This window comes from Aminobacter sp. Y103A, from assembly GCF_030294925.1.
Classification (GTDB): Bacteria; Pseudomonadota; Alphaproteobacteria; order Rhizobiales; family Rhizobiaceae; genus Aminobacter; species Aminobacter ciceronei.
Genome location: NZ_AP017986.1, coordinates 4,525,793 through 4,548,981, shown reverse-complemented (window position 1 = coordinate 4,548,981; position 23,189 = coordinate 4,525,793). Strand labels below are relative to the sequence as shown.

22 protein-coding genes and 1 pseudogene are annotated in these 23,189 nt (G+C 64.2%); 12 read left to right on the top strand and 11 right to left on the bottom strand.

Features of this window, described 5'->3' with window-relative positions; translation table 11 throughout:
• Window positions 1–36: 36 nt before the first annotated feature.
• From Amn_RS22280 to rpsU, 3 genes are all read right to left on the bottom strand, one after another.
• Complete coding sequence (locus Amn_RS22280) at window positions 37–630, bottom strand: NAD(P)H-dependent oxidoreductase (RefSeq protein WP_067958152.1); 594 nt, start codon at window positions 628–630, stop codon at window positions 37–39.
• A 22-nt stretch (window positions 631–652) separates the two neighbouring features.
• Window positions 653–1,492, bottom strand: coding sequence for a tetratricopeptide repeat protein (locus Amn_RS22275; protein ID WP_371818626.1), 840 nt, complete (start codon window positions 1,490–1,492; stop codon window positions 653–655).
• A 149-nt stretch (window positions 1,493–1,641) separates the two neighbouring features.
• The gene (gene rpsU, locus Amn_RS22270; protein ID WP_067958156.1) at window positions 1,642–1,908 is read right to left on the bottom strand and encodes a 30S ribosomal protein S21; all 267 of its coding nucleotides are present in this window, start codon (window positions 1,906–1,908) and stop codon (window positions 1,642–1,644) included.
• Window positions 1,909–2,147: 239 nt separating this feature from the next.
• On the opposite strand from rpsU, the gene Amn_RS22265 reads away from it, so the two are divergent.
• Window positions 2,148–3,332: a glycoside hydrolase family 5 protein gene (locus tag Amn_RS22265; protein WP_286291951.1), complete on the top strand. Its 1,185-nt coding sequence runs from the start codon at window positions 2,148–2,150 to the stop codon at window positions 3,330–3,332.
• Window positions 3,333–3,380: 48 nt separating this feature from the next.
• On the opposite strand, the gene Amn_RS22260 is transcribed toward Amn_RS22265, so the two are convergent.
• On the bottom strand, window positions 3,381–3,791 hold the full coding sequence (locus Amn_RS22260) for a DUF2000 domain-containing protein (RefSeq protein ID WP_246670889.1): 411 nt from the start codon (window positions 3,789–3,791) through the stop codon (window positions 3,381–3,383).
• A 91-nt stretch (window positions 3,792–3,882) separates the two neighbouring features.
• Here Amn_RS22260 and Amn_RS22255 point away from each other — a divergent pair, with 91 nt between their 5' ends.
• A complete protein-coding gene (locus Amn_RS22255) occupies window positions 3,883–4,710 on the top strand; it encodes an AraC family transcriptional regulator (RefSeq protein ID WP_286291946.1) in 828 nt (275 codons plus the stop codon).
• A gap of 96 nt (window positions 4,711–4,806) precedes the next feature.
• Window positions 4,807–6,021, top strand: coding sequence for an MFS transporter (locus Amn_RS22250; protein ID WP_502874736.1), 1,215 nt, complete (start codon window positions 4,807–4,809; stop codon window positions 6,019–6,021).
• 50 nt (window positions 6,022–6,071) lie between these two features.
• On the opposite strand, the pseudogene Amn_RS22245 reads toward Amn_RS22250, so the two are convergent.
• A pseudogene (locus Amn_RS22245) lies at window positions 6,072–6,829 on the bottom strand (SDR family oxidoreductase).
• Window positions 6,830–7,068: 239 nt separating this feature from the next.
• On the opposite strand from Amn_RS22245, the gene Amn_RS22240 reads away from it, so the two are divergent.
• The 6 genes from Amn_RS22240 (at window position 7,069) to Amn_RS22215 (ending at window position 12,981) form a co-directional block, all read left to right on the top strand.
• Window positions 7,069–8,322, top strand: coding sequence for a sarcosine oxidase subunit beta (locus Amn_RS22240; protein WP_067958180.1), 1,254 nt, complete (start codon window positions 7,069–7,071; stop codon window positions 8,320–8,322).
• Entirely contained in the window at window positions 8,322–8,756 is a 435-nt protein-coding gene (locus tag Amn_RS22235) for a hypothetical protein (RefSeq protein ID WP_154386943.1), read from the top strand. Before Amn_RS22240 ends, Amn_RS22235 begins: the two co-directional genes overlap by 1 nt.
• A gap of 11 nt (window positions 8,757–8,767) precedes the next feature.
• The gene (locus Amn_RS22230; RefSeq protein ID WP_154386944.1) at window positions 8,768–9,148 is read left to right on the top strand and encodes a sarcosine oxidase subunit delta; all 381 of its coding nucleotides are present in this window, start codon (window positions 8,768–8,770) and stop codon (window positions 9,146–9,148) included.
• Complete coding sequence (locus tag Amn_RS22225; RefSeq protein ID WP_286291942.1) at window positions 9,148–12,141, top strand: sarcosine oxidase subunit alpha; 2,994 nt, start codon at window positions 9,148–9,150, stop codon at window positions 12,139–12,141. The genes Amn_RS22230 and Amn_RS22225 overlap by 1 nt, the downstream gene beginning before the upstream one ends.
• Entirely contained in the window at window positions 12,134–12,682 is a 549-nt protein-coding gene (locus tag Amn_RS22220; RefSeq protein ID WP_067958185.1) for a sarcosine oxidase subunit gamma, read from the top strand. Before Amn_RS22225 ends, Amn_RS22220 begins: the two co-directional genes overlap by 8 nt.
• 92 nt (window positions 12,683–12,774) lie before the next feature.
• A complete protein-coding gene (locus Amn_RS22215; RefSeq protein WP_067958187.1) occupies window positions 12,775–12,981 on the top strand; it encodes a hypothetical protein in 207 nt (68 codons plus the stop codon).
• 224 nt (window positions 12,982–13,205) lie between these two features.
• Here Amn_RS22215 and Amn_RS22210 read toward each other — a convergent pair whose 3' ends face one another.
• The 6 genes from Amn_RS22210 to Amn_RS22185 all read right to left on the bottom strand — a co-directional run bounded on the left by Amn_RS22210 (window position 13,206) and on the right by Amn_RS22185 (window position 20,339).
• Complete coding sequence (locus Amn_RS22210; protein ID WP_067958190.1) at window positions 13,206–13,454, bottom strand: hypothetical protein; 249 nt, start codon at window positions 13,452–13,454, stop codon at window positions 13,206–13,208.
• A gap of 122 nt (window positions 13,455–13,576) precedes the next feature.
• Entirely contained in the window at window positions 13,577–14,227 is a 651-nt protein-coding gene (locus Amn_RS22205) for a TetR/AcrR family transcriptional regulator (RefSeq protein WP_067958193.1), read from the bottom strand.
• Between the two features lie 121 nt (window positions 14,228–14,348).
• Window positions 14,349–14,834: a MaoC family dehydratase gene (locus Amn_RS22200; protein ID WP_281381283.1), complete on the bottom strand. Its 486-nt coding sequence runs from the start codon at window positions 14,832–14,834 to the stop codon at window positions 14,349–14,351.
• A 133-nt stretch (window positions 14,835–14,967) separates the two neighbouring features.
• Entirely contained in the window at window positions 14,968–18,096 is a 3,129-nt protein-coding gene (locus Amn_RS22195) for an efflux RND transporter permease subunit (RefSeq protein WP_376769272.1), read from the bottom strand.
• A 14-nt stretch (window positions 18,097–18,110) separates the two neighbouring features.
• Window positions 18,111–19,265: an efflux RND transporter periplasmic adaptor subunit gene (locus Amn_RS22190; protein ID WP_182575388.1), complete on the bottom strand. Its 1,155-nt coding sequence runs from the start codon at window positions 19,263–19,265 to the stop codon at window positions 18,111–18,113.
• Window positions 19,266–19,493: 228 nt separating this feature from the next.
• Complete coding sequence (locus tag Amn_RS22185) at window positions 19,494–20,339, bottom strand: MurR/RpiR family transcriptional regulator (protein WP_502874735.1); 846 nt, start codon at window positions 20,337–20,339, stop codon at window positions 19,494–19,496.
• Window positions 20,340–20,481: 142 nt separating this feature from the next.
• On the opposite strand from Amn_RS22185, the gene Amn_RS22180 reads away from it, so the two are divergent.
• The 3 genes from Amn_RS22180 (at window position 20,482) to Amn_RS22170 (ending at window position 23,140) form a co-directional block, all read left to right on the top strand.
• On the top strand, window positions 20,482–21,279 hold the full coding sequence (locus Amn_RS22180) for an N-formylglutamate amidohydrolase (protein WP_182575390.1): 798 nt from the start codon (window positions 20,482–20,484) through the stop codon (window positions 21,277–21,279).
• Window positions 21,280–21,347: 68 nt separating this feature from the next.
• On the top strand, window positions 21,348–21,818 hold the full coding sequence (locus tag Amn_RS22175; RefSeq protein WP_067958204.1) for a TRAP transporter small permease subunit: 471 nt from the start codon (window positions 21,348–21,350) through the stop codon (window positions 21,816–21,818).
• Window positions 21,815–23,140: a TRAP transporter large permease gene (locus Amn_RS22170; protein WP_182575391.1), complete on the top strand. Its 1,326-nt coding sequence runs from the start codon at window positions 21,815–21,817 to the stop codon at window positions 23,138–23,140. Before Amn_RS22175 ends, Amn_RS22170 begins: the two co-directional genes overlap by 4 nt.
• Window positions 23,141–23,189: the final 49 nt, after the last annotated feature.

Here is a 23,189-nt window from a genome sequence, read left to right as displayed (position 1 = left end):
AACCGCATAGCCGCCGAAAGGTTCCTTCAGGCGCGGCTAGCCGATCTCACGCAATCGCCGGCGAATCTCGCCAGCGAAACGCATCACGCGCTCCGGCTGCGGCTTTTCTGCGGCATAAAACGACAGCATGGCGAAGCGGGCCTTCGGCGCACAAGCCTTGAACACACCCCATTTCAGGATGCGGCGCACCGGACGGCGCATGAGCAGCCGGTCAATCCACCACGGGCTGCCGAGTGTGGTGATGACAACGACATGGCGGAGCTTGCCGAGCAGCGGCTTGATCGGGCCGAAATTGCTGCCGTGATCAAAGGCGATGCCAGGGGCGAACACCCGGTCGACCCAGCCCTTCAGCATCGCCGGCAGGCCGAACCACCAGGTCGGGAACACCAGCACCAGCACCTCGGCCTCGCGCAAGGTTTTTGGGTGGGCGTCGAGTGCCGATGCGTCGAAGCGCTCGCCATAATAGGAGCTACGCTCGGCGGGTGTCAGGCGCGGATCGTAAGCTGTGCGGTAGAGGTCGAGCAGCTCGACCTGATGGCCGGCGCCGGTGAGCTCGGCGATTGCCGTCTCTGCGAAATGTCGGTTCAGGCTGTCGGGCAGCGGATGCGACAGCACGACGAGGCAGTTCACGGCAATGCCTCGTCGCGAACGGTCAGGCGCCGCCGCGCGTGCGGGCGAGGCCGTCGACAGCAGGCTTGTAGTTGGGGTCGAGGCGCACTGCCTCGGCATAAGCCTTGGCGGCCTTGGCCTTGTCGCCACGACGCTCGTAGATCAGCGCCTGGTTGGCCCAGCTTTCAGCGATCTTGCCGTCGAGCTTGATTGCCATATTGAAGTCGGCGAAGGCGTTGTCGTCGTCGCCGGTGGCGAGATAGGACAGGCCGCGGCCGTTATACGGCTCGGCTGCGTCAGGCGACAGTGAGATCGCCTTGGAGAAATCCTCGAGCGCAAAGGCGTGCTGGCCCTGCTGCTGATAGATCAGGCCGCGATTGTGGTAGGCGCGCGGGTCGGTGGTGTCGAGCTCGATCGCCTTCTGGAAATCGTTGAAGGCGTCCTGGGTGCGGCCCGCCTTGCGGTAGAGATTGCCGCGGCCGATATAGGCAGCGTCATAGGAGGCGTTGAGCTGGATCGCCTTGTTGTAGTCGGCCAGCGCCGAGGCCTGGTTGCCCATGAAGCGGTAGATCAGCGCCCTGTTCGAGTAGGCCTGGTAGAAGTTCGGGTTGAGCTGCAGTGCCCGGTCGAAGTCCTGCAGTGCCTCGCGGTATTTGCCGCCGCGGCCATAAGCCGAGCCGCGCACATTGTAGGCTTCGGGGTCGTTGGGATTGCTGGAGATGACGGCACTCAGCGACGAGATGTTCTCGCTCGAACCCTGCATCGTGTCGATGCGGGTCAACTCGCCGGCCGGGCCGGACGACTGGCAGCTGGCAACGGCCATGGATACCAGCACCAAAGCTGTCATGGCGCCGCCGCGCAGCAGGGAGTTGCGGTTGCTCATGACTGCATTCATCGCTGCGTGTCCCTCGCTTGCGCCTCTACGGCTTGAGCGCCGCGTCCGGTGACGTCCGGACAAAACAAAAAGGTGGCGGCGATTTTTGGTCGCCCCACCTTGTCGTTATCCTTCGAAAAGGACCAAAGATTGGCAGATCAACGTGCCGGACGTGCGCCAGCGCCTGCACCAGCGGCAGCAGCCGGGCGCGGCGTGCTGGGCAGCAGGCCTTCGCGCTGGGCGCGCTTGCGGGCCAGCTTGCGGGCGCGGCGAACGGCTTCAGCCTTTTCGCGAGCACGCTTTTCCGAAGGCTTCTCGTAGTGACCGCGCATCTTCATTTCACGGAAGATGCCTTCGCGCTGCATTTTCTTCTTCAGCGCGCGAAGCGCCTGGTCAACATTGTTATCGCGGACGAGTACCTGCACGTGTGATCCTGTCTTTCGGGTTCGTAATCTGGAGGCTACGGCAATAGCCACAACGCCTCCACGATGGGTTCCACCGGGAATTGTTGGCGGCAGATAGCAGAATCAGCCCTGCTTGTCCACTGCAAAGGCCGCACTTCCTGCGGTCTGTGCGAAAAGTGGCGCCGCGCCGTGCCCACTTCCGCCGCATTCCTTGTCAAGGAAGCCACTCTCATTTCCAGTTCCCATAGGCAAGCCCCTCCATGCGTTCACTGATTTTCGCCCTGGCGCTCACTGCCGCCATTCCGGAGGCGCACGCGGCCGATCTCATCGGCTTCTGGGACAAGCCGCAGCATGGCGGCAACAGCTTCAACCGCCTGCCGCCGGATCAGGCCTATTTCGATGCGCTGCGCGGCTACGGCGCCACCTGGGTGCGCCTGTCCTATGACAAGTGGAAGGCGGAGAAGCGCGACTTCCTGATCGGCACCGCCGACAAGTATGACGGCCTTGTCGCCTCCGACGTGAAGACGCTGAAACAAGTGCTCGACCGCGCCGACAAGGCCGGCCTCAAGGTTGTCATCGCACCGCTATCGCTTCCCGGCATGCGCTGGGCCCAGAACAACGACAGGAAGTTCGACGGCCGCCTGTGGGCCGACAAGGATTACTGGACCCAGGCCGCCGCCTTCTGGCGCGACCTGGCGCGCGAACTCAAGGACCATCCGGCCGTCGCTGCCTACAACATCGTCAACGAGCCGACGCCGGAAAAGGAAGGGGGGCTCGCCGAGCACGCCAACATCGCCGAGATGCGCGCCTGGTACACCAAGAATGCCGGCAGCTCGCGTGATCTCAGGGCCTTCTACGACACGGTCATCGCGGCGATCCGCGAAGTCGATCCTGCGACCCCCATCATGGTCGACGCCGGCTGGTATGCCGCGGCCGACGCCTTCTCTTATTGGCCGGCGGACCTCGCCGATCAGCGCGTCCTTTACTCTTTCCACATGTACGAGCCTTATGCCGCGACCAGCGCGCCCAACATGAAGCGCGACAAGCCCTACGCCTATCCGGGCAAGGTACCTTACGGCAACGGCGAGGAGAGATGGGATGCCGAGCGCGTCCGCGCCTATCTCGACCAGCCGGTCGAGTGGGCGGACAGCCGCGGCATCGCGCGCAACCGCGTCGTCGCCGGCGAGTTCGGCTGCATGCGCCGCCTGCCGTTCTGCAAGCAGTATCTCGAGGACGTGCTGACCAACCTCGACGAGGACAAGCTGCACTGGGCCTTCTACAGCTTCCGCGAAGACGCCTGGGACGGCATGGACTACGAGCTTGGCTCGGGCAAGGTGAACTGGAAATATTGGGAAGCGCAGGAGAATAACGAGCCCGATCCGGTCAAGCGCAAGTCGACGTCCGAGTTCGAACCGATCTCCAAGCGCTTGGCGGCGGGCAAGTAATCGTTATTGGCGCAATTCCGGACGGACCACAGTTTCCCCGGAACTGCGCTACGCTAAAAACTTCAGTCCGTTGACGATCTTGTCGATGAGCTTGCGGTCGCCATGCAGGCCGAGCCCGACGATGTCGAGCCCGGCGGCAGGGGTTGCCGCCACCGAGGCGCGGTTGTCGGCGTCGTTGTTCGTTACGAACAGCGGCCGCGTGTAGATCGAAAACGCCATGCCGCGCGAACGAGCCCGCTCGAAGGTTCGCCGTATCGTCTGGCTGTCCGCGCCATAGACGAAGACCGGTTCGCGGATCACCGCGAGATAAAAATTGTCGTCATTGTCCTTATAGGGCTCGCCTGCCATTTCGGGATAACCGTGCATCAGCCCGCCGGTCAGGAATGCCGAGACATTCACCTTCTGCCAGGGCGCGAGTTCGTCGAGGAGGATGAGAGCGGTCTTGGTCGGGTACATCATGACCCAAGGCTAGCCGCGTCCGGCGCAAGGGTCTTGAACGTTTGTGCGAGCGCCACGACATTGCGGTTTCAGCCAGCGCGGACCCCGCATGATGTCTCCCGCATCAATGACCGAAGACTTCATCGCCACCGACGAGCCGGTCCACGGGCTGCAGCGTCTGGTCGCGCGCTTCGGTGGCCACGCCTACGATCCGCATCGCCACGAAACCTATGCCGTCGGCCACACGCTTTGGGGCGCGCAGGCCTTCCGTTATCGTGGCAGCGACCGGATCAGCGTCCGGGACGAATGCATGGTCATCCATCCCGATGAGGTGCATGACGGCCATGCCGGTGTGCCCGAGGGCTTTTCCTACCGCATGCTCTACATCGAGCCGTGGCTCGTCTGTCGGGCGCTGGGCCGCGACCGCCTGTTGCCCTTCGTGCCCGAAGTGGTCGAGCGCGATGCCGCACTTGCCGCTCTGATCGACGATGCCTTCGCCGATTTCCCCTATCCGATGGAGCCGCTGCAGGCTAATGCCTTCATATCCGATGTCGCAGCACACTTGGCCCGGCGCAGCGATGACGCCGGGCTGCAGCGCGTGGCGGCACTGCCCGTCGACGAGGTCGCCGTAGCACGCTCGTTCCTGACCGAAGAGTTCGACCGGCAGGTGACGTCTTGCGATCTCGAACGCATCACCGGCCTCGACCGTTTCGAACTTTCCCGCGCCTTCCGCCGCTTGATCGGCACCTCGCCGCACCGCTATCTCGTCGGGCGCAGGCTGGCGCACGCCCGCTCCCGCATGGCCGCGGGCGAGGGGTTGGCCGAGGCTGCGGCGGCCTCGGGTTTTGCCGACCAGAGCCACATGACGCGTCATTTCCGCGCCCGTTTCGGCATCACGCCGGGGCGTTTTGCGACGCTGGCCAGTGCATCCCAAGCGTGACAACTGGCCCCCACAGTACCGCATCGTGCACCATGAAAGCTCGGCCGGGCAGGTCTATTGCAACCTGTCCCTTGAAATGCGCCCGGAGTTAATGCCGTGACCGATACCGCCATGTCAGCCCGCTCGTCGTCCGCCGATGGTACGGTGATGGCAATTCTTCTCGCGGTCAGCTTCAGCCATTTCCTCAACGACGTCATGCAGTCGCTGATCTCGTCGCTCTATCCGATGCTGAAGGACGACTATCATCTCGACTTCTGGCAGATCGGCCTTCTGACCACGACCTTCCAGGTCACCGCGTCGCTGTTGCAGCCGGTCATCGGCATGTACACCGACAAGAAGCCGCTGCCATTCTCGCTGCCCATTGGCATGTGCCTGACGCTGATCGGCCTGCTGACGCTGGCTTTCGCGCACAGCTATTCGATGCTGCTCGTCGGCTCGGCCTTCGTCGGCCTGGGCTCGGCGATCTTCCATCCCGAATCGTCACGCGTCGCGCGTCTCGCCTCCGGCGGCCGCTTCGGCCTTGCTCAGTCGCTGTTCCAGGTCGGCGGCAATTTCGGTTCCGCTCTCGGGCCGCTGCTCGCCGCCCTCATCGTCGTGCCTCTGGGGCAGGGTGGTATCGCCTGGTTCTCGATCGCGGCGATGGTCGGCATCGTCGTGCTGATCCGCGTCAGCGTCTGGTACAGCCGCCACATCGTCAGCGCCGCCAAACGCGCGGCACCGACCTTGTTCAATCCGCTGCCGCGCAACAAGGTCATTTCGGCGCTGGTCGTGCTGGCCATTCTGGTCTGCTCCAAGCAGGCCTACACGGCCAGCCTGTCGAGCTACTACACCTTCTATGTCATCGAGCGCTTCGGCGTGTCGGTGCAGGAATCGCAGTATCTGCTGTTCCTGTTCCTCGGCTCGGCGGCACTCGGCACCTTCCTCGGCGGCCCGATCGGCGACCGTTTCGGCGCCAAGACGGTGATCTGGTTCTCGATCCTCGGCGTGCTGCCGTTCACGCTGATGCTGCCTTATGCCGACCTGTTCTGGACCAAGGTGCTGACCGTGCTGATCGGCCTGATCCTGGCGTCGGCCTTCTCCGCCATCGTCGTCTTCGCCCAGGAGCTGGTGCCCGGCCGCGTCGGTCTCATCGCCGGCATCTTCTTCGGCTTCGCCTTCGGCATCGGCGGCATCGCTGCCGCGGTGCTGGGTGTGATCGCCGACTCCCGCGGCATCGAATATGTCTTCAAGCTCTGCTCGTTCCTGCCGATGCTGGGCTTGCTGACCGTGTTCCTGCCCAACATGAAGGCCGCGCGGCTCGGCGCGGCCTGATCGGATCGCCTTGGCGGCCCGGAGATTCGCAACTCGGGGCCGTGCCAATTTCAGAGTCGGTTGATCGACACGCCGCCATCGGCCAGCAGGGCGGCCCCGTGGTGAAGCTCGAGGCTTCCGAAGCGAGATAAAGCGCCGAGCGGGCGATCTCCTCGGGTCGGGCGATGCGCTTTAGCGCGTGCAAACCCTCGACGAAGGCGCGTTCTTCGGCGGTCTTGAACGTCGCCATCGGCGTGTCGGTGCCGCCGGGCAACAGGGCGTTCACGCGGATGCCTTGCGCGCCATATTCGGCAGCCAGCACCTGCGTCAGGCCGATCAGGCCGGCCTTACTCGCGGCATAGGCCGCCATGCCGGGCATGCCGGCGGTGTAGCCGACGAAGGTCGAGGTGAAGATCAACGCGCCGCCGCCACGTTCCAGCATTGCCGGGATCTGGTGCTTTGCACCGAGATAGGCACTGGTCAGATTGGTCTCCATCACCTCTGTCCAGCTTGCCAGTTCCAACCCGGTGATCGGGCCCATTTCGCCGACGAGGCCGACATTGTTGAAGGCAATGTCGAGACCGCCGAATTCGGTGGTAGCAAGCTCGACGAGGGCACGCGCGAAGCCTTCGTCCCTGACGTCGCCGGCGAGCGTCGCTGCCTCGCATCCGTCGGCCCGCATCTCCGCTGCCAGCGCTTCCAGCCCGGTCGCCCCACGTGCCGCCAGCACAACCTTGGCGCCCTGCGCAGCGAACAGCTTCGCCGTCGCCCGGCCGATGCCAGAGCTCGCTCCGGTCACCAGAGCCACTTTTCCGTTCAGTCCAAACATCGTTCTTGCTCCATGCACGTTCAGCCAGCGGGCTCCGCTGGCCTGCTCGTGTCATTCGCAATTGCCAGGCTTGCCAGCCACCCGATACCTGCGGCGGAAATCGACGACGAACCCGATGGCGCAAACCCATGGCGCAAAACGGCAGTCGCCGTCGCAAACAGTCCAAGGCTGGCCGTCGGATTTCGCTAGTGCTACACCTCGCGCTCCCAAGCTTCCGGCATCAGCGAGGCCCTGAAAAAATGCGGAAATATTCGGTTTTTGCCATAGCCCGCGAGGCGATGCGGGGACACAAGGGCTGGGAGGAGCAATGGTCCTCGCCCGAGCCGAAGAGCGAATACGACGTCATCATCGTCGGCGCCGGCGGCCATGGCCTGGCAACCGCCTATTATCTCGCCAAGGAGCACGGCATCACCAATGTGGCGGTGCTGGAAAAGGGCTGGCTCGGTGGTGGCAACACCGGCCGCAACACCACCATCATCCGCTCCAACTATCTTTACGACGAATCGGCCGGCATCTACGACCACGCCCTGAAGCTGTGGGACGGTCTCAGCCAGGACCTCAATTACAACGTCATGTATTCGGCGCGCGGCGTGATGATGCTGGCGCACAACGTTCACGACGTGCAGGTGCTGAAGCGCCATGTCCATGCCAATCGTCTCAACGGCATCGACAATGAATGGCTGACGCCCGAGCAGGCGCGGGAGTTCTGCCCGCCGCTCAACATCTCGGCCTCGGCGCGTTATCCTGTCGTTGGCGCCGCCTTGCAGCGCCGCGGCGGCACCGCTCGCCACGACGCGGTTGCCTGGGGTTATGCCCGCGGCGCCTCCGATCGCGGCGTCCACATCATCCAGAATTGCGAAGTGACGGGCGTGCGCCGTACGCCCGACGGTCGCGTCTCGGGCGTCGAGACCTCGAAGGGCTTCATCGGCGCCAAGAAGGTCGGCGTCGTTGCCGCAGGGCACACCTCGGTCATCATGAACATGGCCGGCGTGCGCATGCCGCTCGAAAGCTACCCGCTGCAGGCGCTGGTATCGGAGCCGGTCAAGCCGGTATTCCCGTGCGTTGTCATGTCCAACACGGTACATGCCTATATCTCGCAGTCCGACAAGGGCGAGCTGGTCATCGGCGCCGGCACCGACCAGTACATTTCCTATTCGCAGACCGGCGGCCTGCACATCATCAACCACACGCTCGATGCGATCTGCGAGATGTTCCCGATGTTCACGCGCATGAAGATGCTGCGTTCGTGGGGCGGCATCGTCGATGTCACGCCGGACCGTTCGCCGATCCTGGCCAAGACGCCGGTGCCGGGGCTCTACGTCAATTGCGGCTGGGGCACGGGTGGTTTCAAGGCTACGCCGGGCTCGGGCAACGTCTTTGCCCACACCATTGCCCGCGACGAGCCGCACCCGATCAACGCGCCCTTCACCATCGAGCGCTTCCGCACCGGCCGTCTCATCGATGAGGCGGCAGCCGCGGCCGTCGCGCACTGATGACAACGCTCGCCGCCACCATAGCGGCCGTGGCCGCGCCCTTCGTCCTTGCCGACGAAAAGGGCATGCTGCACGTACCTGACGCCAGCGAGGTCCGGCTGCAGACGATCAGCCGCAGCGACAACGAGGCGGAGTGGCCGTTCTCGGTCGCCTCGGGCCTGCTTGCGTGTGTGTGGAGTGGCGGGCGCCGGGTCGTTTCTTTCATCGACACGCCTGACGATCCCGATGATGAGCACGATGCGCCGCCTGGGCGCCACGTCATCGTCTCGGCCAACCCGTTCGAGCTTACCTTCCTCAACATCTCAAGCCGCGACCTGTTCCTGCCGGCCGACAACGTCGAGACGCTGATCAAGCGCGTCGCTCCGTTCGAGGCCTTGGGGCGGCGGCTCTGCGACCAGCCGCAAGGCACCATTGTCGGCCCCGGCGAACTCTAGGGATCATCAAGATGCTTCTCATTCACTGCCCCTATTGCGAGGAAGAGCGTCCCGAGCTCGAGTTCCGCAATGCCGGCGAAGCGCATATCGCGCGCTCGACCAACATCGCCGCCGAGAGCGACGAGGACTTCGAAAAGTTCTTCTTCATCCGCTCCAACCCGAAGGGTGTAATCTTCGAACGCTGGCGCCACATCCATGGCTGCGCGCGCTTCTTCAACGCCGCCCGCGACACCATCACCGACCGCTTCCTTCTGACCTACAAGGCCGGCGAGCCCAAGCCGGACCTCGAGAAGCTCAAGGCCGACGGTGGCCCGGCCGCCTGGGCCAACCGCCCGCCTGACCAGCTCAACGAAAAGCCCAAGGCAAAACGCTCGACCAAGGGAGAGGCATGATGGCCGGATCCTACCGCATTTCCGGCCAGGGCCGCCTGACGCCGGCCAAGACCGCGCGCTTCACCTTCGACGGCAAGTCGATGACCGGCCTTGCCGGTGACACCGTCGCGTCGGCGCTGCTCGCCAATGGCGTGCATCTCGTCGGCCGCTCGTTCAAGTATCACCGTCCGCGCGGCATCCTCTCCGCTGGCGCCGAGGAGCCGAACGCGCTGGTCACCGTCAGCCGCGACGCTGCGCGCAAGACGCCCAATGTGCGGGCCACCGTGCAGGAGCTCTATGACGGCCTGACCGTCGCCTCGCAGAACCGCTGGCCGTCGCTGTCCTTCGACGTCGGTGCCGTCAACGATATCGCGTCGCCGATGTTCTCGGCCGGCTTCTACTACAAGACCTTCATGTGGCCGAAGGCTGCCTGGCACAAGTTCTACGAGCCCAATATCCGCGCCGCGGCCGGTCTTGGTGTAGCACCGGACCAGCCCGACCCCGATCACTATTCGGCGCTCTACGCCCATTGCGAGGTGCTGGTGCTCGGCGGCGGTGCTGCCGGCCTGGCCGCCGCGCTTGCGGCTGCGGAAACCGGTGTGCGCGTCATCATTTGCGACGAGCAGGCCGAGTTCGGCGGCGCGCTGCGTTATGAAAAAGGCGCCGTCATCGACAGCCAGGACGGCTGGAGCTGGGCGCAAGCTGTGGTGGCGAAACTCGCCGCAATGGACAACGTCACCGTTCTGTCGCGCACCACGGCCTTCGGATACTACGCCCAGAATTTCGTCGGCCTCGTCGAGCGTGTCACCGACCATCTTGCGCGCCCCGGCCGCGACGAGCCGCGCGAGCGGTTGTGGCAGGTTCGCGCCAAGCGCGTTGTCATCGCCACCGGCGCCATCGAGCGTCACATGGTGTTTGCCAACAATGACCGCCCGGGTGTCATGCTGGCATCCGCGGCGCGCACCTTCCTCAACCATTACGGCGTCGTCGTCGGCAGACAGATTGGCGTCTATACCGCCAATGACAGCGCCTATGCCGCGGCCATCGACCTCAAGAAGGCCGGCGTCGGCGTCGCCGCCGTCGTCGACCTGCGCGACAACCCGTCTGGCCCGCTTGTCGATGAAGCACGCGCGCTCGGCATCGAGGTCAACCATGGCCGCGCCGTCACCAGCGTCAATGGCAGCCAGCGGATCAAGTCGATGACCGTGCAGGCCAAGGGCGGCGGCGCCGAGCGCACCATCGCCGTCGACGCGCTGCTGATGTCAGCCGGCTGGACGCCATCGGTGCACATGTTCTCGCAGTCGCGCGGCAAGGTTGCTTTCGACGACGCCACCAAGCGCTTCCTGCCCGGTACCTATGCTCAGGATTGCGTCTCGGTCGGCGCCTGCAACGGCTCCGACTCGCTCGAAGACACCGTCGCGCAGGCGCTTGAGGCCGGCGCCAATGCCGCCCGCGATGCTGGGGCCACGTCAAGCAAGGGTGTCACGCTCAAGGTCGAGGCTTCCGAAGGCTGGACCGGCGGTATGCTCGGTTCCGGCCCGGGCGCCGGTGCCGGTACCACGGTCAAGGCCTTCGTCGACTTCCAGAACGACGTCACCGCCAAGGACATCCGCCAGGCAGTGCATGAAGGCATGCGCTCGATCGAGCACGTCAAGCGCTTCACCACCAACGGCATGGCCACCGACCAGGGCAAGACGTCCAACATGCACGGCCTTGCCATCGCGGCTGAGGCCTTGAACAAGGACATCCCGGCCGTCGGACTCACCACCTTCCGCGCGCCCTACACACCGGTGACCTTCGGCGCCATCGTCAACCACGCCCGCCACGGGCTGTTCGACCCGACGCGCAAGACCCCGACCCATAGCTGGGCCGAGAGCCATGGCGCGGTGTTCGAGGATGTCGGCCAGTGGAAGCGCGCCTGGTATTTTCCACGCGCCGGCGAAGACATGCATCAAGCCGTCGACCGCGAATGCGTCACCGTCCGCAAGTCTGCCGGCCTGTTCGACGCCTCCACCCTCGGCAAGATCGAGGTGGTCGGTCCTGACGCCGCCAGGTTCATGGAGCTGCTCTACACCAACCCGTGGGAGAAGCTCGAAGTGGGCCGCTGCCGCTACGGCATCATGCTGCGCGAGGACGGTTTCATCTATGACGACGGCGTCGTCGGCCGCCTGGCGCAGGACCGCTTCCACGTCACTACGACGACAGGCGGTGCTGCCCGCGTCATGAACCACATGGAAGACTATCTCCAGACCGAGTTCCCCGATCTCGACGTCTGGTTGACCTCGGTCTCCGAGCAGTGGGCCGTGATTGCGGTCCAAGGCCCCAACTCGCGTGACATCATCGCGCCGCTGGTCGAGGGCATCGACATGTCCGACGAGGCCATGCCGCACATGTCGGTGCGCGAGGGCATGATTTGTGGTGTGCCGACCCGCCTGTTCCGCATGTCCTTCACCGGCGACCGCGGCTTCGAGGTCAACGTGCCTGCCGATTATGGCCGCGCGGTGTGGGAAGCTTTGTGGGCCGAGGGCCAGAAGCACGGCGCCTGCGCCTATGGCACAGAGGCGATGCACGTGCTGCGCGCCGAGAAGGGCTACATCATCGTCGGCCAGGACACTGACGGCACCGTCACGCCCAATGACGCCGGCCTCGACTGGGCTGTCGGCAAGAAGAAGACCGACTTCGTCGGCATTCGCGGCATGACGCGCCCCGACCTTGTCGCCAAGGGCCGCAAGCAACTCGTTGGCCTCAAGACCAAGGATCCGCGCACTGTGCTCGAAGAGGGTGCCCAGATCGTCGAGAACCCCAAGCAGGCGATCCCGATGAAGATGATCGGCCACGTCACCTCGAGCTACTGGTCGGCCAATTGCGACCGCTCGATCGCCATGGGCCTCGTGCTCGGCGGTCGCGACCGGATTGGCGAGACGCTCTACGTGCCGATGCCCGATGGCGTCATCGAGGTGGAAGTCACCGGAACCGTATTCTTCGACGAGAAGGGAGACCGCCTCAATGGCTAAGGTCGCAATCGCAACCCGTCAGCCGGCGCATGCCGGCAAAAGCCTCGGCGGGCATGGCGTTTCGCTCAAGGTTCTGGAACCGGCCAGCCGCATGTCGCTGCGTGCCCGCCCAGCCGCCGTCGCCGCGCTGTCCAAGGCGATCGGCGTGACCCTTCCGGAGAAACCCAAGAGCTCGGCCGTCAAGGCTGGCCGCACCGTGCTCTGGCTCGGCCCTGACGAATGGCTTGTTATCGACGAGGCCGGCGGCGATCCCATCGGCGACTGCGCTTCGGTCAAGGGCCTGCACTCGGCGGTCGATGTCTCGCATCGCAATGTCGGCATCGCCGTCATTGGCCCCAATGCGGCTGATACCATCAATGCCGGCTGCCCGCAGGACCTGTCGCTTGCAGCCTTCCCGGTGGGTGCCGCCTCGCGCACCGTGCTCGGCAAGGTCGAGATGGTGCTTCTGCGCACCGGCGAGGATGCCTTCCGTCTGGAATGCTGGCGCTCGTTCTCCGACTATGTCTGGGGCTTCCTGTCAGAGGCGGCCCGCGACGGCTAGTTCGCGCGAGCTTTCTTCAGAAGAGCTGCCTCGCCCCGGAACCTCGGGGCAGGGCAGGCGTTTGTTCTCGACGCTGAAGAGAGGACAAATCCATGCCCGTGCAAACCACCGGCCGGATGCGGCCGAAGCGCGAAAGGCGCGCCCGCCGCAACGACGAACGGCCGAAGGATCAGCACGTCCTGCAGCAGGAACTCGACGAGGCCCTGGAAGACAGCTTTCCTGCCAGCGACCCGGTGTCGGTCACCTCGACGACGATTTCCGGTTCGCCGACAGGCGACGCCAAGGGCGGGAAGCACTAGGCTCTCGCGCCATGACATGCGGCGCGCTACCGGGGCCGCCCGGGTGGTGGCGAGGTCACGGCCCGGATCCTAGGATCCAGGCTGTGACCTACGAAACGTGACGCTGGGCAAAGCGCGCAACCCTCAGCGACGACCACACCTGCTACGGACCGGACGAGCAAGCCCCCAGAAACGAAAAAGCCGCCCTGGGACGGGCGGCTTTTCTGGAGGTACTGAGAAACCGCTCAGTTGAAGCTCGGTACGATCCAGGGATTGACGTCGATGCCGATGCGCGGCTTCTCCGCGCCGATTGCGTTGGTGGTCTGCGGGCCCTTGTCGTCCTTGATCGAGCCGGTCGAACCACAGTCGAGCTTCTGGCCCGAGATGGTTTGGGTGCACACAGTGGGCTGGTGCGTCGTCTTGTGGGTGTCGTTTGCCATTGCAAAGCCGCTCGTCGCGGCGAGAGCCGCGAGCGCCAGAATAGTCCGTCGCATTGTCATCTCCGTAAATTTTACCGTACGTGTACGGTGTGACTTACAGATACGGCCGCACCCTGCGTTTTGCAAGGGATAAACCGTACGCGTACGAAATTATTATGGATGCACTGACTGCACTGCTACCCAGGGCACTTGCCGGGTTCGTCGGTGAGCGGCGGCGTCTCGCTGGCGGCAAGGCCTGCCATGGCCAGGTCGCCCATCCGCATCACATAGGCCTTCGGATCGCCGAAGGGGTAGAAGGGGAAGGTGATCAGCAGCGACACCGAGCCGTGTGCAACGGTCCACAGTGCGGTGGCGATGGCGCGTGCATCGCCTTTCAGCACGCCGGCGGCAAGGCAGGCATGCACCCGTTCGATGATGATCTGGAAAGCCGGGTTCTCTCGCTCCATCTCGTCGAACGTCTCTTCGGGCGGATGCTTCAGCTTCTCGGTCATGAACACGGTGCGGTATTCGTTGGGATTGCCGAGGCCGAATTCCGCATATTCGCTCAGCGCCGCCCGCATTGCCTCGACGGGATCCTCGGGCTGGTTCTGCCGCATCCGCCGCGCCAAGTCGGCGAAGGCATCCTCGGCCAGCGCCATCAGAATTTCCTGTTTGTCGGCGAAATAGGAATAGACCGACATCGGCGCATAGCCGACCCGCGTGGCGAGCTTGCGGATCGTCAGGCCTTCGTAGCCTTCTTCCCGTACGAGCGCGTGGGCCGCCGCCACCAGTTCGGCCCTGAGTTCGGCCTTCTGGAGTTCGCGTCGCTGTGCTGCACTGCTGGACAAGAACCCGCCCTACTACTTCCCTTGATCAGATTGGCCGAGTCTATACGCCGGCCAATGATGCGGCAAGGCGATCAACGACGTAGCTCATCGGGACTAAGGCCGGCTGAGGGGCGGCCAGGGGTCAGGCGGTTTCGCGCTTGGGCTCGACGAACGTCATGGTCAGCCAGCGCGCCGTCAATGCCGGCTTCTTCTGGTCCTCGATCTCGATCGTCACATCATGCGTCGCCTGGATCCAGCCGGACGGGCGGATCTTCAGGCCAGAAAGGACGAAGCGGGTGCGGATGCGCGAGCCGGTTTTCACAGGGGCGACGAATTTCAGCTCCTCGAAACCCTGGTTGATGCCCATGCTGCCGCCTTCGAGCGAAGGCAGCGTGTCGAAGGTCATCGCCGAAAGCAGGGACAAGGTCAGGAAGCCATGCGCGATGGTGCCGCCGAAAGGCGTTTCGGCCGCAGCACGGTCGGGGTCGCAATGGATGAACTGATGGTCGTCGGTCGCGTCTGCGAATTGGTCGATCATGCGCTGGGTGACGGTACGCCATGGCGAGACGCCAACCTCCTTACCGAGATTGGCCTGAAGTTCGTCGAGGGTGATCGATTTCAGGCTCATTGCATCCTGTCCTGCATAAGAAAAAGTCATGCGGCGCTGTAACTGCGAGGACTGATACAGAATCAGACACGCCATGTCATCGCTTGCGGCGCCAAAACAGTCGCAGATTGGCCAGTATCAGCAGATGATTTTGCTATTCGGCCGGCTCGACGCCGGTGTAGGCGGCTTCCTCGAGCTCGCGCTTGAGGCGGCTCTCCTCGGCGACTTTGGGCGTGATGAAGCGTCCGAGCAGCAGATAGGCCACCGGCGTAAGGAACAGTGTGGAGATCGTGGCGAGTCCGAGGCCACCGACGATCACCCAGCCGAGCGCGATGCGCGCCTCGGCGCCGGCGCCCTGGGCCAGCACAAGCGGCAGGCCGCCGAGCACGGTGCAGATCATCGTCATCATGACAGGCCGCAACCGGATCGTTGCCGCTTCCTCGATCGCCTGGCGCACGCCCATGCCGCGGTCGCGCAACTGGTTGGCAAACTCGACCACCAGAATGCCGTTCTTGGCCATCACGCCGACAAGCAGCACGAGCCCGATCTGGCTGTAGGCGTTGAGCGACGTGCCGGTCAGGATCAGCGCGAAAACGGCGCAGGCGAGGCCCAAGGGCACCGTCGCCATGATGATGACAGCCGAAACGAAGCTCTCGAACTGGGCCGCCAGCACCAAGAGGATGATGACGATGGCAAAGCCGAAGATCGTCAGCATGCTGCCGCTGGTCTCGTTCAGCGTCGCCGCCTCGGCGAGCGGCAGCAGGCGGCTGCCCGCCGGCAGGACCGGTGCCGCGATCTGCTCGACTTCCTTCAGTGCATCGCCGAGCGCAAAATCGTCGGCCAGGCCAGCGGTGATGGCGACGGAGCGCTGCTGCTGTTCGCGTGACAGCGACGGCGGCACGGCGCGTTCGCTGAGCGTGGCGATCGTCGACACCGGCACGAAGCGGCCGTCGGTCGTCCTGATGAAGATGTTCTCGAGGTCGGTCGAATCGTTGATCGGATTGGTGGTCGAGACCAGCTTCACGTCGTAGCTGCGGTCCTCGATGAAGACGCTGGTGATCTTGCGGCCGTCGAGCATCGCCTGCAGGGCAGGGGACAGGCCCTTGATGTCGATGCCGAGGTCGGAGGCGCGCTCGCGGTCGACGGTGACGAACAACTGCGGCTGGTTGGCGTCGGTCGAAAGCCGCGGCTGGCGGAAGCGCGGATCCTTCTCCATCTCGGCCAGCACCTTGGCGGCGGCGGTGCCGAGATCGGCATAGCTGTTGCCGATCAGCGCGAATTGCAGGCCGTTGCCGGCGCCGCGAATGCCCAGGCTGTTGGGCTGTCCGACCGTGGTGCGCACGCCGGGCACCTGGCTGGTGCGGGCCAGGATGTCGGCGGCGATCTCTTGCTGGGTGCGGCTGCGCTCGCTCCACGGCGCCAGCGACAGCACCATGAAACCGCTATTGTTGTTGTTGCCCATGCCGGCGCTGACGAAGGTGCTCTCGATCTCGCCCGACTTGCGCAGCGGCTCGATCAGCCCCTCGATGCGGCGCAATTGCGAGGCGGTGTAGTCGAGGCTGACGCCTTGCGGGGCCGAGACGCGCAGCATCACCAGCGAGCGGTCCTCGGTCGGCGTCAGCTCCTGGCGCACGCTTCCGAAGGCGACATATGCCGCGCCCGCGAACAGAAGCGACACGAGGATGACGATAGCGGGCGCATTGAGGCAGGCATGCAAGCAGAGTTTGTAGAGCGCGGCGAGCTTCGTGCCGATCTTGCCGAGCACGCCGCCATGGCTGTGCTCGATGCTCTTTTCGGTCAGCATGCGCGAGGCCAGCATCGGACACAGCGACAGAGCCACGATCGACGACAGAAGCACCGAGATCGCCAGCACGAAGCCGAACTCGCGAAACAGGCCGCCGGTCTGGCCGGGCAGGAACGAGATCGGGATGAACACTGCGGCAAGTGTCGCCGTCGTTGCCACCACCGCGAAAAACACCTCCTGCGTGCCAAGCACTGCAGCCGCCCGCGGGCCCATGCCCTCATTGCGGCGGCGGACGATGTTTTCGAGCACGACGATGGCGTCGTCGACGACGAGGCCTGTCGCCAGCACCAGCGCCAGCAGCGTCAGGATATTGACCGAGAAGCCTGCAAGATAGATGCCGGCGATCGTGCCGATCATTGCCACCGGCATGGCAAAGCCCGGGATCAGCGTCGCGCGCCAGTCCTGCAGAAAGGCATAGATGACGATCAGAACGATCGTTACCGACAAGATCAGCGCGATCTCGACCTCGTGGATGGCGCCCTGGACAAATGTTGCGTCATCCGACGTCACTCGGATGGTCATGCCGGGGGGCAGCGTGGTCTGGATCCTCTCTGCTGCCGCGCGCACGCCCTTGGAGATGTCGAGCGTGCTCGATTGAGCCTGGCGCACGATGCCGATGCCGATGCCGGTCTTGCCGTCGGAGCGCAAGGAGGTCGAGCCCGGGTCGCCGCCGAGCGTGACGGTGGCGACGTCGCCGAGCTTGGTCTTGCCGTTGATGATGATGCTCTCGAAGGCCTCGGGCGTCGTCACAGCCGCACTTGCGCGGACGATCAGGTCCTGATTGCCGACGGTCAGCGACCCAGCGGGTGCGTCGAATGACACGCTCGCCAGCGCGTTCGAGATGTCGGCCAGCGTCAGGCCGAGGCTCGCCACCTTGGCCTGGTCGATGTCGACGCGGAAGATCTTGGCGCGGTCGCCATAGGTCTGCACGTCGGCGACGCCGTCGACGGCGGCCAGCGTGTCGACGATCTGGTCCTCGACAAGGATCGTCATGTCCTCGACCGGCATGGTGTCGGAGGTCACCGCCAGCCGCATCACAGCGTCGGCATTGGCGTCGGCCTTGACGATGCGCGGCGCATCGGCGTCGTCGGGCAGCGAGTTGGTCACCCGGCCGACAGCGTCGCGCATGTCGGAGGCGGCAACGTTGAGGTCGACGCCGTCATTGAATTCGACTGTTACCCGGCTGTTGCCGTAGGACGAGCTCGACGAGATCGATTTGACGCCGGTGACGCGCGCCACAGCCCCTTCGACAACTGCCGTCACCTCACGGTCGACGATCTCGGCCGCGGCGTCGGAGTAGCCGGTCGATACCGTGATGACCGGCCGGTCGACGTCGGGCAGCTCACGCACCTCGACGCCGTAGAAGGCGGCGAGGCCGGCGACCACGATCAGCGTGTTGATGACGAAGGCCAGCACCGGTCGACGCACGAACAGTGCGGTGATGCCTTTTTCGGCGTTCTCGTTCTGCATTGTGCTCATGCCGGCGCTCCCGCTCAGGAGCCGCTGCCGCCGGCCTCGCGGCCGGCAATCAGCAACTCGGCGCCTTCGCGCACCGTATGGATGCCCTCGGTCACCACCTTGTCGCCTGATGTCAGCGCCGCCTGCACCAGCACGCTGTCGGTGTTGCGCTGGATGATGCGCACCGGCACGCGCTTGGCCTTGCCGTTGTCGAGCGCCCAGACGAAGGCGCCGTCGCCACCCCACTGGATCGCCAATGGGTCGACCGAGGGATAGGTGTCGCCGGGAAACTGCATCGCGACCTGGAACGACATGCCAGCGCGCAGTGCGTCGTCGTCATTGTCGATCCGCGCCTGGATGCGCAGCGTGCGGCTCTGTTCATCGAGGCGATTGTCGACGGCACTGACCTCGCCTTCGAACACCCGGCCGGGGCGCGCGACCGAGCTTGCACTCAACGGCGCGCCGACCGAAATCAGCCCGGTGAAGCGCTCCGGCACCCAGATGTCGACGATGATCCTAGAACGGTCGTCGATGGTGGCGATGGTGGTCTGGCTGGTGACGTAGTTGCCGGCCTCGACAGGCAGGATGCCGACGATGCCGGCAATGGGCGCGGTGATGGTGCGGCGGTTGAGCGCCAACGCTGCGTCGCGCACGGCCAGACGCGCATTCTCGACGGCGAGTTCGGCTTCCTTGAGCTGCACGGTGGTTGCCGTGTTGGTGGCGCGCAGCGCCTTGATACGTTCCAGCGATGCCTCGGCGTCGCCCTGGGCGATGCGGGCGCGTTCGAGCGCGATCTCTTCCGAATCGGAATCGAGCCGGGCAATCACCGTGCCCGCTGTGACTTTCTCGCCGGCTGCGACCGAGATTTCAGTCAGCCGCCCCGATGCGTAAGGGTTGATGACAACCGAGTTGAGTGCCCGCCCGGTGCCGATCGCCGACAGGCGGTCGTTGATCGTGCCTGACGCCACCGTCTGCGTCACGACAGGTGTCTGCGGCTGGCCGCCACGATTGCCGCCCTGGCGGTTGCCGCCGTTGCGCGCTGCCGCCTGTGGCTGTTCGGTCTTGGCCTGGGCCCAGTCGATGCCCCAGCTGGCAAGGACCGTGCGCGAACTCGGCACCAGCAGCACCCATCCGGCGGCTGCCGCAAGTACAATGACAAGTGCCAAGACAATCTGCTTCCAGGCGGCCATGCGTACTCCGGTCTGCTGCGTATTCGTTCCACTCGGGAACACGTGGCGTCTCATCGCTGGCAAAGCACTGCACTGTTGCCGCACCTTGCCAAGGGATCGTTCGTCGGCAACCGGGCGCAAGCCCATCGGGGCGCGCCAGTATAGCCTAGTTCGTCAGCCGAGGCTTAGGGCAAATCTGGCTGTCTGGCACATTAAATCTGCGTAATATTTGCAGGATTTACCGCGCGCTCAGCGCAAGTCCTCGATCGCGCGGATGCGTCTTGCCGCTTCCGTTTCGAGCTTGCTGGTCAGCGCGCCGATAACCGTTTCGGCGGCGACGAACAGCGCCGATGACGAATCCCACGCCGACGGCACCGCCGTGCGCCCTGCGATCACGTGGCGAGCGAAGCGCGCGATCGGAGAGAGCCACTGGTCGGTGAACAGGATGATGGTGGCGCCCCTGGCATGGGCCTTCTCGGCAAAGCGGATCAGGCTGTCCTGATAGCGCCTGATATCGAAGATCAGCAGCGTGTCGCGCTTGCCCATGTCGATCAGCTTGTCGCGCCACAGGCTTTCCTGTCCGACGAGATGGGTGACGTCAGGCCGAATCAGGTTGAGGTGGGCCGCCATGTAGCGCGCCAGCGGGTCGGTGAAGCGGCCGCCGACGAGATAGACGTGCCCTTTCGGGCCAGCCAACTGGGTGACAATGTCGGCGAGCTGCCTGTCGGAAATGTGCCGGAAGGTCTCGCGGATGTTTTCGAGCACCGCTTCGAGTATGGGCGCTGTCGAGGCGGGTAGCAGCGACGGCGTGGTTGTCGTTCGCGAGGCGGGCGACTGCAATTGGGCTGCCAGCTCGTCCTGAAGCGCCGACTGGAACTCGGGGTAGTTCTGGAAACCGAGTCTCGCCACGAAGCGCAGGATGGTGGGCGAGGACACACCGGCCTGCTGCGAGAATTCGGCCACCGTCTTCAACCCGATCAGCGGATAGGCGGCGATCAGCGTCTGGGCTGCCCGGCGCTCACCCGCCGGCATGGCATCGATCCTTTCGGTGATCAGTTCGGCAACGCTCGAAACCATCCTCATCCCCTGATGCATCCACTGCCGTCCTGGCCCAGCGCACAGTCCGCCTCAGGCCCGAAATGACATTTGACAAACTCAACCAATGTGTATGAAATCATCCGCAGGGGCGCAATGAACAAGAATACGTAACATACGATACGGCCCCGGGGATGACTGAATGGGAACGGGCCAGGCCGCTGCGCGTGCAATGTCGAATGCCGTCCGGGTGACGAACCGGGCCGGGCGCAGTCCTTTTGTCATCCTGTGCGACCACGCCTCAAATCATCTGCCCGCAAACTACGGCACGCTTGGTCTCGAGGCGTCCGAAATGCTGCGCCACATTGCCTGGGATCCGGGCGCCTTGCCGGTGTCGCAACGCATGGCCGAGGGCCTTGATGCGACGCTTGTCGAATCCTGCGTGTCGCGCCTTGCCATCGACTGCAACCGGCCGCTCGCCGCTCATGACCTGATCCCGGAGATCAGCGAGACGACAGCCATTCCCGGCAACGCCGCTCTCACCGCCTCGCAGCGCGAGGCGCGAATCGCGCTATCGTGGCGCCCGTTCCACGAGGCGATCGACGAGGTCGTTTCGGAGCGGCTCCGCGAAGGGCGGGAGACGAGACTGGTGTCTGTCCATTCCTTCACTCCGGTTTACAAGGGCGTCTCGCGCCCGTGGCACATCGGCATCATCCATGACGAGGACGCTCGGCTCGCCGCGCCGCTGATCGCTGCGCTCGACAAGCTCGACGGCATCACTGTCGGCGTCAACGAGCCCTATGCGCCGGCCGACCGCGTCTACTTCACCCTGGAACACCACGGCAGGTCGCGCGGTCTGCCATGCGCGATGATCGAAATCCGCAACGACGAAATTTCGGCTCCGGCCGGGCAGCGGAAATGGGCGGATCTGCTCACGGGCATCTTTGCAGAGCTCGAACCGGAAGCGGGCGAGGCCGCTCCCCACCAGGCAAACGCCTGACAACTGGCCGAACGGAGAACGAGTCATTGCCGAATGCCGCAATTCTATTCGTCCGGTACGTCGATGCGATGAACCATCGCATCGGCCGTGGCGCCATGTATCTGCTCTACGTGATGGGTGCGATCCTGCTCGGCTCGACGATTTCGCGGCTGCTGCTTGGTGTGCCCTTCAACTGGGCGCTCGAGATGTCGCAGTTCGCCCTTTCTGCCTACTATCTTCTGGGCGGCGCCTATACGATGCAACTCGGCGGACACGTACGCATGGACCTGTTCTACAGCAGGCTCGCCGCTCGGAAGCGGGCTGTCACCGACGCGATCACCGTTCTTTTCGTCATATTCTATCTTGCGGTGCTCCTCGGCGGTGGCGTCTCCAGTACGAACTACGCCATCGTCTACGGCCAGAAGAACTACTCAGCCTGGGCCCCCGTGCTGTGGCCAATCAAAGTGATTATGACCTTCGGGGTCTTCATGCTGCTGCTGCAGTGCATCTCCAACTTTTTCAAGGACGTCGCGGCAGCGCGTGGAAGGCCGATTGAATGAGTTCGGAATTCATTACCCTCTTCATGTTCGGAACGATGATGGTGCTGCTGTTTACCGGGCAGCGCGTGTTCGGCGTCATTGGCTTTGTTGGTTCGGCAGCGGCGCTTTGGCTGTGGGGCCAGGGCTCGTTCGAAATGCCCTTCAATGCCGCCTTTCAGGTGCTCAACTGGTATCCCCTGATCACCGTGCCGTTCTTCATCTTCATGGGCTACATGCTCTCGGAATCGGGCATGGCGAGCAATCTTTATCGGCTCTTCCATGTCTGGTTCGGGCCGGTGCGAGGCGGGCTGGCGCTCGGCACGATAGGACTCATGGTGTTGATCGCGGCGCTGAACGGCCTGTCGGTCGCCGGCATGGCAATCGGGGCGACCATCGCGCTGCCGCAATTGCTTCGCCATGGCTACGACAAGGTCATGGTGACAGGCGTCGTGCAGGCCGGCTCCTCGCTCGGCATCCTGATACCGCCCAGCGTCGTGCTGGTGCTGTTTGCCATGATCGCGCGCCAGCCGGTTCTCGACCTCTGGTTGGCGGGCGTCGGCCCCGGCCTGCTGATGGCCTTCATCTTCGCCGGCTATGTCGCCATCCGCTGCTACTTTCAGCCGGAGATTGGTCCTGCGCTGCCGGCGGAAGAGCGGGCAGAGATCACCTGGTCGGAAAAGTTCGGGCTGCTGCGGGCCGGCCTGCTGCCGATCGCCATCTTCGCCATCATGATGGGGCTGTTCCTGACCGGAACTACCAGCTTGGTGGAAAGCTCGGCGGTTGGTGCCGCCCTTGCCATGGTGGCAGCTTGGCTGTCAGGGAACCTCGACCGCAAGGTCTTCGAGGAATCGACGCGCAACACACTGTCGATCAGCTGCATGTTCCTGTGGATCATCCTTGGCGCACTCTGCTTCAGCTCCGTCTATGACGGGCTTGGCGCAGTGAAGGCTGTCAAAACAGTGCTGGTCGACACCTGGGATTTCGAGCCCTGGACAATTCTGGTGCTGATGCTCCTGTCCTTTGTCGTGATGGGCATGTTCCTCGACGACACCGCCATGCTGGTGATCGTCGCTCCGCTCTATATCCCGCTCGTCATCAGTCTGGGCTTCAATCCGATCTGGTTCGGCATCCTTTACACGATCACCTGCCAGATCGCCTACATCACCCCGCCGTTTGGCTACAATCTGTTCCTGATGCGGGCCATGGCGCCACCGGAGATCACGCTGGGCGACATCTACCGATCCATCATGCCCTTCTTCGCGCTGATGGTATTGTCGCTGATACTCATCATGGTCTTTCCGCAGATAGCACTCTGGCTGCCGTCGCAAGTCACGGGCCGATGAGGCTGGCATGACGGAAAGGGAGGAGGCGGCACCGAACGAACTGGCATCC